Source organism: Streptomyces sp. NPDC050448 (assembly GCF_040655295.1).
In the GTDB taxonomy this organism is placed as follows: domain Bacteria; phylum Actinomycetota; class Actinomycetes; order Streptomycetales; family Streptomycetaceae; genus Streptomyces.
On sequence record NZ_JBFAJR010000039.1, the window covers coordinates 62,466 to 74,994 of the forward strand.

At 71.4% G+C, this 12,529-nt stretch carries 12 protein-coding genes; 6 read left to right on the plus strand and 6 right to left on the minus strand.

What is annotated here, in order from left to right; translation table 11 throughout:
- The first annotated feature begins 43 nt into the window (after nt 1–43).
- The 4 genes from AB0I68_RS32465 to AB0I68_RS32480 all read left to right on the plus strand — a co-directional run bounded on the left by AB0I68_RS32465 (nt 44) and on the right by AB0I68_RS32480 (nt 2,143).
- Nucleotides 44–487, plus strand: a complete 444-nt coding sequence (locus tag AB0I68_RS32465; RefSeq protein WP_363180960.1) for a nuclear transport factor 2 family protein — start codon at nt 44–46, stop codon at nt 485–487.
- 130 nt (nt 488–617) lie between these two features.
- A complete protein-coding gene (folB, locus tag AB0I68_RS32470) occupies nt 618–977 on the plus strand; it encodes a dihydroneopterin aldolase (RefSeq protein ID WP_030158540.1) in 360 nt (119 codons plus the stop codon).
- Nucleotides 974–1,582: a 2-amino-4-hydroxy-6-hydroxymethyldihydropteridine diphosphokinase gene (gene folK / locus AB0I68_RS32475; RefSeq protein ID WP_363180961.1), complete on the plus strand. Its 609-nt coding sequence runs from the start codon at nt 974–976 to the stop codon at nt 1,580–1,582. The genes folB and folK overlap by 4 nt, the downstream gene beginning before the upstream one ends.
- Nucleotides 1,583–1,654: 72 nt before the next feature.
- The gene (locus AB0I68_RS32480; protein ID WP_363180962.1) at nt 1,655–2,143 is read left to right on the plus strand and encodes a DUF3180 domain-containing protein; all 489 of its coding nucleotides are present in this window, start codon (nt 1,655–1,657) and stop codon (nt 2,141–2,143) included.
- Between the two features lie 144 nt (nt 2,144–2,287).
- Here AB0I68_RS32480 and folE read toward each other — a convergent pair whose 3' ends face one another.
- The 6 genes from folE to dacB all read right to left on the minus strand — a co-directional run bounded on the left by folE (nt 2,288) and on the right by dacB (nt 9,867).
- Nucleotides 2,288–2,896 carry a GTP cyclohydrolase I FolE gene (gene folE, locus AB0I68_RS32485; RefSeq protein WP_363180963.1) on the minus strand — a complete coding sequence of 203 codons (609 nt, stop codon included), beginning with the start codon at nt 2,894–2,896 and terminating at the stop codon, nt 2,288–2,290.
- 111 nt (nt 2,897–3,007) lie between these two features.
- A complete protein-coding gene (gene ftsH / locus AB0I68_RS32490) occupies nt 3,008–5,029 on the minus strand; it encodes an ATP-dependent zinc metalloprotease FtsH (protein WP_363180964.1) in 2,022 nt (673 codons plus the stop codon).
- A gap of 197 nt (nt 5,030–5,226) precedes the next feature.
- Nucleotides 5,227–5,787 (minus strand): hypoxanthine phosphoribosyltransferase, encoded by a 561-nt coding sequence (gene hpt / locus AB0I68_RS32495; protein ID WP_030158549.1) that lies wholly within the window; start codon nt 5,785–5,787, stop codon nt 5,227–5,229.
- 65 nt (nt 5,788–5,852) lie between these two features.
- Entirely contained in the window at nt 5,853–6,923 is a 1,071-nt protein-coding gene (gene tilS / locus AB0I68_RS32500) for a tRNA lysidine(34) synthetase TilS (protein ID WP_363180965.1), read from the minus strand.
- 319 nt (nt 6,924–7,242) lie between these two features.
- Nucleotides 7,243–8,370: a zinc-dependent metalloprotease gene (locus tag AB0I68_RS32505; RefSeq protein WP_363180966.1), complete on the minus strand. Its 1,128-nt coding sequence runs from the start codon at nt 8,368–8,370 to the stop codon at nt 7,243–7,245.
- Between the two features lie 48 nt (nt 8,371–8,418).
- Entirely contained in the window at nt 8,419–9,867 is a 1,449-nt protein-coding gene (gene dacB / locus AB0I68_RS32510; protein WP_363180967.1) for a D-alanyl-D-alanine carboxypeptidase/D-alanyl-D-alanine-endopeptidase, read from the minus strand.
- A 191-nt stretch (nt 9,868–10,058) separates the two neighbouring features.
- Between dacB and AB0I68_RS32515 the strand changes: the two genes are divergently transcribed.
- Nucleotides 10,059–10,553, plus strand: a complete 495-nt coding sequence (locus AB0I68_RS32515; protein ID WP_215011464.1) for an inorganic diphosphatase — start codon at nt 10,059–10,061, stop codon at nt 10,551–10,553.
- 241 nt (nt 10,554–10,794) lie between these two features.
- Nucleotides 10,795–12,438: a threonine/serine exporter family protein gene (locus AB0I68_RS32520; protein WP_363180968.1), complete on the plus strand. Its 1,644-nt coding sequence runs from the start codon at nt 10,795–10,797 to the stop codon at nt 12,436–12,438.
- Nucleotides 12,439–12,529 lie beyond the last annotated feature (91 nt).

A 12,529-nucleotide genomic window follows, 5' to 3' on the forward strand; every position in this document is an offset into this window, starting at 1 on the left:
GCCCCGCCGGCCGTGGGGCCCGTACAGCCAGGAGAGGGGAACGGTGAGCGGTACCGACATCGAAGCCGTCGAAGAGGCCAACACGGCCTTCTACGAGGCCATGGAGCAGGGGGACTTCGACGCACTGTCGGCGCTCTGGCTCGAGGACGAGATCTCCTGCGTGCACCCGGGCTGGCCCGTGCTCTCGGGCCGCGGCGAGGTGCTGCGCTCGTACGCGCTGATCATGTCCCACACCGACTACATCCAGTTCTTCCTCACCGACACGAAGGTCGTCGTCATAGGTGACACCGCACTGGTGACCTGCACGGAGAACATCCTCAGCGGCGGTCCCGCCGAGGACGGCGGAGAGCTCGGCCCGCTGGTCGGCCAGCTCGTCGTCGCCACGAATGTGTTCCGACGCACATCCGGGGGCTGGCGGCTCTGGTCCCACCACGGTTCTCCCGTCCTGACGGACTCCGACGAGGACGAAGAGGAGGACTCCGCCTGACCCCTCCGGCGGGGTCCGGGGTCGTTCGCAGGTAAATTCGAAGACGGACGACGCCGACCGCACTCGGCGTAGGCCCATGGATCCGGGGAGTCCCGGACCGGAAGCACCTACGAAAGCAGGAGTGATTCGCGTGGATCGTGTCGCGCTGCGCGGCCTCAAGGCTCGCGGGCACCACGGCGTCTTCCCCCGGGAGCGCGAGGAAGGCCAGACCTTCATCGTCGACCTGGTGCTGCACATCGACACCCGCCCCGCGGCGGCCGACGACGACCTGGCGAAGACCGTGCACTACGGGGTCGTCGCCGAGGAGGTCGTCGATGTGGTCCAGGGAGAACCCGTCGACCTGATCGAGACCCTCGCCGAGCGGATCGCCCAGCAGTGCCTGAAGCACGAAGCGGTGGCACAGGTGGAGGTCGTCGTCCACAAACCGGACGCCCCCATCACCGTCCCCTTCGACGACGTGACCATCACGATCACCCGGAGCCGCGTGTGAACAACGGACTGAACGCCCAGAGCGACCCCACCGTCCAGCCGGTGCCCGCATCCGTCGTCGAGACGGTGGACGCGGCCGACGTGACCCTCTCCAACCCGAAGTGGGCCGTGATCGCGCTCGGCGCGAACCTCGGCAACCGCCTGGAGACCCTCCAGGGCGCCATCGACGCCCTCGGAGACACCCCCGGCCTCCGGGTCAAGGCCGTCTCCCCCGTCTACGAGACCGAGCCGTGGGGCGTCGAGCCCGGCTCCCAGCCGGCGTACTTCAACGCGGTGGTCCGCGTGCGGACCACCCTGCCCCCGTCCTCCCTGCTGGAGCGCGGCCACGCCATCGAGGAGGCCTTCGACCGCGTCCGCGACGAGCGCTGGGGCCCGCGCACCATCGACGTCGACATCGTGTCGTACGCCGAGGTGGTCTCGGACGACCCGGTCCTCACCCTCCCGCACCCGCGGGCCCACCAGCGGGCCTTCGTCCTGGCCCCGTGGAACGACATCGACCCCGAGGCGCAGATCCCGGGACACGGCCCGGTCGCGTCCCTCCTGGCCGGAATCGGCCTGGCGGGCGTCACGCCGCGCCCGGACCTGGAACTCCGCCTCCCCGAGTAGTCGTTAACCTGTGGCTGCGGCCAGCGGACTGCGGCGGCTGACGACTTGGCGCGGAAAGCGGGGAACGGGCACGTGAAGCAACTGAGGCCGGCAGTCCTGGCAGGGATCTTCGCCGTCGCCGGGGTGCTGTCCTGGGCGGGCGCCCGGCTGTGGAACGCGTACGGGACCCTGCCGGGCGTCCCGCTCGCCGCGCCCATCGTGCTCGGCGCCATCGCGGTCATCCTGCTGGCCACCGCCCTCTCGCTCCGGTCCCGCCTCAAGGCCCAGCGCGAGCGGCGGCCGGGTGCCAAGGGCGTGGAGCCGCTGATGGCGGCCCGCGCGGTCGTCTTCGGACAGGCCAGCGCCCTCGTGGCGGCCCTCGTGGCGGGCATGTACGGCGGCGTGGGCGTCTTTCTGCTGACCGACGCCCTGGAAGTGCCCGCCCGCCGCGACCAGGCCTGGTACGCCGGCTTCGCGGTCCTGGCGGGCGCGGCGGTCATCGCCGCCGCCCTCTTCCTGGAGCACGTGCTGAAGCTCCCCGAGGACGACGACACCAACCCGCAGTCCCCGGCCAGCGCCTGACCGGCCCCGGGTGGGCAGCAGCGACAGGGTCTTCCCGACGTCCTCGCTCAGCGGCTCCCAGCCGTCGTCGGCCGCACTCGGGGCCGCATCCGGGCGTCGTGCCCGGGTGCGGCCCCGGCCGTGTCCTCCCCCGTGGCCACCCGGTCAGCGCGCCATGATCAGGCTCATGGCCTCGTTGCGGGTCGCGGGGTCGCGGAGCTGGCCGCGGACCGCCGAGGTGATGGTCTTCGCGCCGGGCTTGCGGACCCCGCGCATCGTCATGCACATGTGCTCGCACTCGATGACGACGATGGCGCCGCGCGGGTCCAGGATCTCCATCAGGGAGTCCGCAATCTGCGTGGTCAGCCGCTCCTGAACCTGCGGGCGGCGGGCGAACACGTCCACCAGGCGGGCCAGCTTCGACAGGCCGGTGATCTTGCCGTCGACGGACGGGATGTACCCGACGTGGGCGACGCCGTGGAACGGCACCAGGTGGTGCTCGCAGGAACTCATGACCTCGATGTCCTTGACCAGGACCATCTCGTCGTGGCCCAGGTCGAAGGTGGTCGTCAGGACCTCTTCGGGCTTCTGGTAGAGGCCGGCGAATATCTCCTTGTACGCCCTGGCCACACGCGCCGGGGTCTCCAGGAGGCCCTCGCGGTCCGGGTCCTCACCGACCGCGATCAGGAGTTCGCGGACCGCCGCCTCGGCGCGCTTCTCGTCGAACTCGCCGATCGTGCCCTCGTCACCGGTCAGGGTCACTGGGTCGGTCATCTCTTCCTCGTTCCTGTGTGCACTGGCGCTCGCGGGCACGCAAAAATGCCGCGCCCCCCAGGCTAGAACCTGGGGGGCGCGGCATCCATTCCGGGACGGTCCGGCCGAGGGCTACTCGGCGCGGTCCTCCGGCGCGGGGTCCTTCTCCACGGACACGGCCGCCGAGGCCGCCGACGTGCCGTTCGCCGAGTTCGTCAGCTGGAGCTCCTTGGGAGAGAGCACCGGCGGACGGGTCGACGGGGTGCGGTGCGAGGAGCCGGTCCACGCCGGGCGGGCCGGGCGCTTCACGATCGTCGAGAAGACCTCGGCGATCTGCTCCTTGTTCAGCGTCTCCTTCTCAAGGAGCGCGAGAACCAGGTTGTCGAGGACGTCGCGGTTCTCGACCAGGATCTCCCAGGCCTCGTTGTGCGCCGTCTCGATGAGCTTCTTGACCTCTTCGTCGACCAGTGCCGCGACCTCTTCCGAGTAGTCCCGCGGGTGCGACATCTCGCGGCCCAGGAACGGCTCGGTGTTGTCCCCGCCGAACTTGATCGCGCCGAGGCGCTCGGTCATGCCGTACTGGGTCACCATCGCGCGGGCCGTCGCCGTGGCCTTCTCGATGTCGTTCGCCGCGCCGGTGGTCGGGTCGTGGAAGACCAGCTCCTCGGCCGCGCGCCCGCCCAGCATGTACGCCAGCTGGTCGAGCATCTCGTTGCGCGTGGTCGAGTACTTGTCCTCGTCGGGCAGGACCATGGTGTAGCCCAGGGCCCGCCCGCGGGACAGGATCGTGATCTTGTGGACCGGGTCGGAGTTCGGGGAAGCCGCCGCGACCAGGGCGTGGCCGCCCTCGTGGTACGCGGTGATCTTCTTTTCCCGGTCCGACATGATCCGGGTCCGCTTCTGCGGGCCCGCCACGACGCGGTCGATGGCCTCGTCCAGCATGTGGTTGTCGATCAGCTTGCGGTCCGAGCGGGCGGTCAGGAGCGCCGCCTCGTTCAGGACGTTGGACAGATCGGCACCCGTGAAGCCGGGGGTGCGGCGGGCGACGGCCGAGAGGTCGACGTCCGGAGCGACCGGCTTGCCCTTCTGGTGGACCTTGAGGATCTCCAGACGGCCCTGCATGTCCGGACGGTCGACCGCGATCTGCCGGTCGAAGCGGCCCGGGCGCAGCAGCGCCGGGTCGAGGATGTCCGGGCGGTTCGTGGCGGCGATCAGGATGACGCCGCCCTTCACGTCGAAGCCGTCCATCTCGACGAGCAGCTGGTTCAGGGTCTGCTCGCGCTCGTCGTGGCCGCCGCCGAGACCCGCACCGCGGTGCCGGCCGACGGCGTCGATCTCGTCGACGAAAACGATCGCCGGGGCGTTGGCCTTGGCCTGCTCGAACAGGTCGCGGACACGCGAGGCGCCGACACCGACGAACATCTCGACGAAGTCGGAACCGGAGATCGAGTAGAACGGGACGCCGGCCTCACCGGCGACGGCGCGCGCCAGCAGGGTCTTGCCCGTGCCGGGCGGGCCGTAGAGCAGCACACCCTTGGGGATCTTGGCCCCGACGGCCTGGAACTTGGCCGGCTCCTGCAGGAACTCCTTGATCTCGTGGAGCTCCTCGACGGCCTCGTCCGCGCCCGCGACGTCGGCGAACGTCGTCTTCGGGGTGTCCTTGGTGATGAGCTTGGCCTTGGACTTCCCGAAGTTCATCACCCGGGAGCCGCCGCCCTGCATCTGATTCATCAGGAACAGGAAGACGACGACGATGAGGACGAAGGGCAGCAGGGAGAGCAGCACGCTGAGGAACGGGCTGGTCTTGTCCGGCGAGACGGTGTAACCGTCGGGGATCTGACCGGCTTCGTACTTGGTCTGGAGGTTCTGGGCTAGCTGGACGCCCTGGTCTCCGATGTAGTTGGCCTGGAACTTGGTGCCGTCGTTGTCGCCGAGCTTCTGGTTCTTCTTCAGCTCGATCTTGATCATCTGGCTGTCACCGGTGGTGAGCTTGGCGCTCTCCACCTGGCCACTGTTGATCGCCTTGATGACCTCGCTGGTCTCCACCGACTTGTAGCCGCCGCCGGAGCCGACGACGTTCATCAACACGACCACGGCGAGGACGGCCAGCACGATCCACATGACCGGCCCACGGAAGTATCGCTTCACGTCCATCCATACGGGGCGCCAGGCGCCCCGTCCCTCCTGCCCGTAGGTAAATGCTGCTGTGAGTAAAGACTGTTCTTCGGAATGTACCCCTGTATTGTCACCCGCGGCCTCGTGGGACGGCTGACAGAACTGCTTTCCCCTGCTTCAACGGCAGGAATCGTTCCAGGGTTCCCCTGTGCGGGCCCCGACCGGGGCCCCGTGCATCAGCCGCCGTAGACGTGCGGGGCGAGGGTGCCGACGAACGGCAGGTTGCGGTACTTCTCCGCGTAGTCGAGGCCGTAGCCCACGACGAACTCGTTCGGGATGTCGAAGCCGACCCACTTCACGTCGATCGCGACCTTGGCGGCGTCGGGCTTGCGCAGCAGCGTGACGACCTCGAGCGAGGCCGGCTGGCGGGAGCCCAGGTTCGACAGCAGCCAGGACAGGGTCAGGCCCGAGTCGATGATGTCCTCGACGATCAGGACGTGCTTGTCCTTGATGTCGGTGTCCAGGTCCTTGAGGATCCGGACCACACCCGAGGACTGGGTCCCGGCGCCGTACGAGGACACCGCCATCCAGTCCATGGTGAGCGGGGTGGACAAGGCGCGCGCCAGGTCCGCCATCACCATCACCGCACCCTTGAGGACGCCGACGATGAGCAGGTCCTTGCCCGCGTACTCCGCGTCGATCTTCGCGGCCAGCTCGGCCAGCTTCGCGTCGATCTCTTCCTTGGTGATGAGCACCGACTGGAGGTCGCTGCCCATGTCCTTCTCGTCCACCCGCATCACTTTCGTTGTCGGCCGGGGCTCCGGGGGTTCCCCCGGAGGACTCAGCCGTGTTTCAGCACCAATCAGCCCTGCCGGATGACAAGTCTGCCACCCTGCCGCTGGGCCTCGACCCGGCCGGGCAGGTTGATGGCGCCCTGACCCCGCCATCCGGTGATGAGCCGGTCCACTTCCTCGATGTGGCGGGCGAACAGGGAGCCTGCGGGAGAACCGGCCGCGACCACGGCCCTGCGCAGCACGCGGCGGCGGACGGCCGGGGGCAGGGCGTACAGCTTGGCGCACTCCAGCCGGCCGTCCTCGTCCCGTACGCCGGCCTCGGCCTCGGCGGCCCAGGCGTCGAGGGCGTCGGCGTCGTCGCGGGACAGCTGGGCGGTGCGGGCCAGCGCCTCGACCACTCCCTTGCCCAGCGCCTTCTCGAGGGCGGGCAGTCCCTCGTGGCGGAGCCGGGAGCGGGTGTAGGCGGGGTCGATGTTGTGCGGGTCGTCCCAGACCGCCAGGGACTGGACCATGCAGGCCTTGCGGGCGGTCTGCCGGTCGATCTGGAGGAAGGGGCGGCGGTAGCGGTGGGAGCGGCCCGAGACGCCGGGACCGCCGGAGACTTCGGGCATGCCGGACAGCGAGCGGATGCCGGAGCCGCGGGCGAGCCCCAGCAGGACGGTTTCGGCTTGATCGTCCCGGGTGTGGCCGAGCAGCACGGCCGTGGCGCCCAGTCGGTCGGCGGCCTCGTCCAGGGCGGCGTAGCGGGCGTCGCGGGCGGCGGCCTCGGGTCCGCCTCCGCGGCCGACGCGCACGGCGACGGACTCCACCGGGTCGAGGCGGAGTGCGGTCATGCGGGTGACGACCTCGGCGGCGCGCAGGTCGGAGCCCGCCTGGAGTCCGTGGTCGACCGTGATGCCGCCGGCCCGGATGCCGAGCTTGGGCGCCTCGAAGGCGAGGGCGGAGGCGAGCGCCATGGAGTCGGCGCCGCCGGAGCAGGCGACGAGTACGAGCGGCGGGGAGCCGGCCGCGGTGCCGGGGGTCCCCCCGGACGGAGTCCGGTGGAGGCCGGCAGGACGGTCGGTGAGGTCGGTGAGGACGTCGTGGAGTACGCGGCGGACCGCCAGGCGTATCGCCGCGACCGCAGGATGGGGACCCATGTCCGGTGCCCTTCGGTGGAGTTCGGATGCCTCGAAGGCGCCCCCGGCTGGCGCCGGGAGGTGCCCCGATGGGGTGTGGTGGTGGAACGGCTGCTGTTCGGTGCTGTTCGACGCTGCCCGGTGCCCCGGCCCCGTGAGGCGCCCCCGCTGGGAGCCCCCGCGAGATCGAGGGTTGTCACTCAGAGTGCGTCGATGGTGACAGAGCCGAGCCATTCCCTGAGCATCGCACGCCCTTCCACGCCTCACGGTCCCTCGGACGGGTGACGCTGCTTCCCCCAGTGAGACATGTTTACGCCCCCTGAGTCACCCCCCTTCGCTTCTATTCGCCCTTGCGGTGCACCCGCGCGACCCAGTCCGCGGGCTTGGCGATCTCCGCCTTCGTCGGCAGCGTGTTCGGCGACGTCCAGACCCGGTTGAAGCCGTCCATGCCCACCTGGCCGACGACGGCGCGTACGAAGCGCTCGCCGTCGCGGTACTGCCGCAGCTTGGCGTCGAGGCCCAGCAGCTTGCGCAGCGCGGAGTCGAGGCGCCCCGCGCCGCTGGCCCGGCGCTGCTGGAACTTCTCGCGGATCTCGGCGACCGAGGGCACCACCGCGGGGCCGACCCCGTCCATGACGTAGTCGGCGTGGCCCTCCAGCAGGGACATGACGGCCGTCAGGCGGCCGAGGACCTCGCGCTGCTCGGGGGTCTGGACGAGGTCGACCAGGGAGCGGCCCTCGTCGCCCCGCTCGGAGTCGGGGCGGGCGCCGGCGAAGGACTGGGCGGCCTCGCGCAGCCGCTCGAGGATGGTCGCCGGGTCCACCTCGGTGGCGCCGAGGAACGTCTGGATCTCGCCCTCGAGGTGGTCGCGGAGCCAGGGGACGGCCGTGAACTGCGTACGGTGCGTCTCCTCGTGCAGGCAGACCCACAGCCGGAAGTCGTGCGGGCGCACGTCCAGCTCGCGCTCGACGTGCACGATGTTCGGGGCGACGAGCAGCAGCCGGCCGCCGCCCGCGGCGGAGCCCGGCAGGTCGCGGCCGGCCGGGGCGAAGGTCTCGTACTGGCCGAGCACGCGGGAGGCCAGGAAGCTGAGCAGCATGCCCAGCTCGACGCCGGTGACCTTGCCGCCGAACGCGCCGAGGGCGGCGCCGCCGGGGGCGCCGGCGCGGCGGTCCTGCATCTTGCCGAGCAGGGGGGCGAGGAGCTCGCGGAAGCCGGCCACGTTGGCCTTGACCCAGCCGGCCCGGTCGACGACGAGGACGGGGGTGTCGGGGGCGGCCGCGCCCTCGGGGATCATCCGGGTGAACTCGCGCACGTGGCGTTCGGAGGTCCTGGCGTGCCTGCGCAGTTCCGCCACCACGGCCCGGGCCTCGTCGCGGCCGACCTCGGGACCCGGCCGGACCAGCCGGGTCGCGGTCGCCACCGCGAGATTCCAGTCGACCATCTCGGCACCACCGATGCTCGTCATGCGTCAACCGTACGTGGACCAGCGCCGATGCGGAGCCCCTCGGAATCGCTAGGAGGCGCGGGCGACGGCCGCGGCGAGCTTGTCGAGGCTCTTCTCCGCGCCCCCCGAGTCGGGGGTGTTCGCGGTCAGGAACGCGAAGGCGAGGAGTCGCCCGGAGGGGTCGACGACGGTCCCGGCGAGGGAGTTGACCCCGCTCAGGGTGCCCGTCTTGGCCCGGACCAGGCCGGCGGCCGGGGAGCTGCCGGCGTTGCGGGTGCGCAGGGTCCCGGTGAATCCGGCGACGGGCAGTCCGGTGAGCACGGGCCGCAGCTCCGGCCGCTGCGGGTCGGCGGCCTTGGCCAGGAGCCCGGTCAGCAGCGCGGTGTTGATCCTGTCGGCGCGATTGAGGCCGCTGCCGTCGGCGAAGCGGGCGCCGGCCGTGTCGACGCCGAGGGCGGTGAGCCGGTCGGTGACGGCCTTCTCGGCGCCCTCGAAGCTGGCGGGCTGCCCGGAGGCGAGGGCGGTCTGGCGGGCGAGGACCTCGGCGATGTCGTTGTCGCTGTTGGTCAGCATCCGCTCGACGAGGCCGCCGAGCGGGGTGGAGAGGGTGGTGGCGAGCGGCTGGGCGCCGGCGGGCGCCTTGGCCTGGGCGGGGTCGGCGGTGACCTGGATGCCGCGTTCCTTGAGGAGGGCGGCGAAGGAGCGGGCGGTCTCCTTGGCGGGGTCCTCGACCCGGTCGACGGGTCCGGAGGTGGAGTCGTCGGGGCGGCCCTCGTCGGCCGCCAGGGCCGTGACCGGCGCGATGTTGGGGTTGGCGCCGATCGGGTGGCGGGCGGGCCCGGTGAAGAGGGTGTCGTCGTAGCCGAGGCGCACGGAGTCGGTGCCGGCGGCCTTGAGGGCCTGGGCGGTGTCGGCGGCGAGCGCGACGAGGCTGCCGCCGGATCCGGTGGGGCTCTTCTTCTTGGCGGTGAGGGAGGGGTCGCCGCCGCCGACCAGGACGATCTCCCCGGGGCCGGCGCCGGGGGCCACCGTGGTCCGGATCCGGTGCTCGGGGCCGAGCGCGGCGAGCGCCGCCGTCGCGGTGGCGATCTTGATGGTGGAGGCGGGGGTCATGGCCTCGTGCGGCCCGGACTCGAAGAGCACCTGGCCGGTGGCGGTGTCGACGACCGAGGCGGTACGGACGGTCCCGAGCGCGGGGTCGGCGAGGAGCGGCCGCAGCACTTCCGCGAGCCGCCCGGCATCGGCGGCCACGACCCCGCTCCCGGCCGTGCGGGGGGTGCCCGGGCCGATCCCGGAGAGCACCCCGGGGGCGCTGGGCGCGGCCTGCGGGAGGAGCCCTCCGTCGCGGTCCGCACCGTGATCTGCGCCACCCGTAAGGCCCCAGGAGGCGGCCCTGTCCCGCTCGGCCTTACGCTGGCCGGAGTCCCAAGGACCGGCAGCGGCCACCGCGGCCACCGACAGGGCGAGGCCGGCGACGGCCGACACCGCGATGAGCTGCCACGTCTTGACCAATGGCACCTCGGACCAGCCCCTTTCGCGATCCCACATATGCGTGAGGGACACTTAACCATTGCGTCTTGCCGCGAGCATGGCACCCCGCCCGGCTGGAGGCACCTCCCGGCGGTAGCCGGGGGAGGCCGGGGCGGACGCGCATGCAGGTGAATCAACGCAGTCCCGAAGCAATGAAGCTGATCATGGAGGAGCAGGACGTGGAGTTCGACGTCACCATCGAGATCCCCAAGGGTTCGCGGAACAAGTACGAGGTGGACCACGAGACCGGCCGGATCCGTCTGGACCGTCGCCTCTTCACCTCCACCAGCTACCCGGCGGACTACGGCTTCGTCGAGAACACCCTCGGCGAGGACGGCGACCCGCTGGACGCGCTGGTCATCCTGGACGAGCCGACCTTCCCGGGCTGCCTGATCAAGTGCCGCGCGATCGGCATGTTCCGCATGACGGACGAGGCGGGCGGCGACGACAAGCTGCTGTGCGTGCCGGCCTCGGACCCGCGCGTGGAGCACCTGCGCGACATCCACCACGTGTCGGAGTTCGACCGCCTCGAGATCCAGCACTTCTTCGAGGTCTACAAGGACCTGGAGCCGGGCAAGTCGGTCGAGGGCGCCGACTGGGTGGGCCGCGCCGAGGCCGAGGCCGAGATCGAGGCCTCCTACAAGCGCCTCGAGGCGCAGGGCGGCCACCACTGAGCTCCGCCGGGTAACGGGTAGGCGGGATCTCCCGCAGCCCCGCTGACACCCCGGGCGGTACTCCCTCACGGAGGGGGTGCCGCCCGTTGTCGTTTCCGGTCCGGGTGCGGGTCCGCTGCCGGGGGCCGGCCCCCGGACCCCGGCGCCCCAACGCCGGCGGGGCTGAAAGATCCAGCCGCTTCGCCGGGGACGAAAGCGTTCCGCATACTGGTACCCGGGCTGGCCGGGGACTGGAGGACGCGTGGCGGAGGGCGAGGGATCCGGGGGCGCGGAGGACCGGAAGCCGAAATCCGACGAGGCGCACAGCGCCTTCACTCCCCCCGCCGGGACGGCGCCGGAACCGGTCGACGAGGACCAGCCGACCTCGGAGTTCTCCGTGCCGGGCGGGCTCCCCGCGGTGCCCGCCGAACCGGAGGGCTCCGCGTTCGCGCCCCCGGCCACCTACAGCGCCCAGCACTCCCCGCCCGCCTACACCCCCGGCCAGGGCTTCCCCGTCTCGCTGATGAAGGAATCCCCCTGGCAGGACCGCATGCGCACCATGCTGCGCATGCCGGTCGATGTGCGGCCCGTCCCCGAAACGGTGCACAAGCACAGCGAGCCCGCCGTGGGCCGCGTACTCGACCTGACCCTGCGCATCGGCGAGCTGCTGCTCGCGGGCGGCGAGGGCGCCGAGGACGTGGAGGCCGCGATGTTCGCGGTGGCCCGCTCGTACGGGCTGGACCGCTGCGAGCCCACGGTCACGTTCACGCTGCTGTCGATCACCCACCAGCCCTCCCTCGTCGACGATCCGGTCTCCGCGAGCCGGACCGTGCGCCGCCGCGGCACCGACTACACCCGCCTGGCCGCCGTCTACCGGCTGGTCGACGACATCAGCGCGCACGAGATCGAACTCTCGCTGGAAGAGGCCTACCGGCGCCTCGCGGAGATCCGCCGCAACCGGCACCCGTACCCCTCCTGGGTCCTCACGGCCGCCGCCGGGCTGCTCGCCGGGGCCGCCTCCACCCTGGTCGGCGGCGGCGTGCTCGTCTTCTTCGCGGCCGCGATCGGGGCAATGCTCGGCGACCGGCTGGCCTGGCTGTGCGCCGGGCGCGGGCTGCCGGAGTTCTACCAGTTCGTGGTCGCCGCGATGCCGCCCGCGGCCATAGGCGTGGCCCTGAAGCTGGCCGAGATCGACGTACGCTCCTCCGCCGTGATCACCGGCGGGCTGTTCGCTCTGCTGCCCGGGCGGGCTCTGGTCGCGGCCGTGCAGGACGGCCTGACCGGCTTCTACATCACCGCTTCCGCCCGGCTGCTGGAGGTCATGTACCTCTTCATCGGCATCATCATGGGCGTGCTCGTCGTGCTGTACCTCGGGCTCCAGCTCGGCCCCTCGCCGAAGCCGGAGGAGGTCCTCCACATCACCCAGCGGCCGCTGATCCAGATCGCGGCCTCGATGGTGCTGGTGTTCACGTTCGCGATCCTGCTCCAGCAGGAACGTTCCACTGTGGGGATCGTGACGCTGAACGGCGGGGTCGCCTGGGTGACCTTCGGGGCCCTGCACTACGCGGGCGGCATCCCGCCCGTACCCTCCACCGCCATCGCCGCCGGGCTGGTCGGCCTGTTCGGCCAGCTCTTCTCGCGCTACCGCTTCGCCTCGGCCCTGCCGTACACGACAGCGGCCATCGGCCCGCTGTTGCCGGGCTCGGCGACGTACTACGGGCTGCTGCTCATCGCCGAGAACCGGCTCAACGAGGGCCTCGCCTCGCTGGTGAACGCCGCGGCCATCGCGCTGGCCATCGCGATCGGGGTCAACCTGGGCTCGGAGACCTCGCGGCTGTTCATGCGGATCCCGGGGGCCGCCAGCGCCGCCAAGCGCCGCGCGGCGAAGCGGACCCGCGGCTTCTAGATGAATGAGTCCAAGGGTTCGCCTGCGGACATGGCGCGAGGGCGTCCAGGGTCAATGTGTGACGAAAGACCTGGACACCCTCGCAACGGCA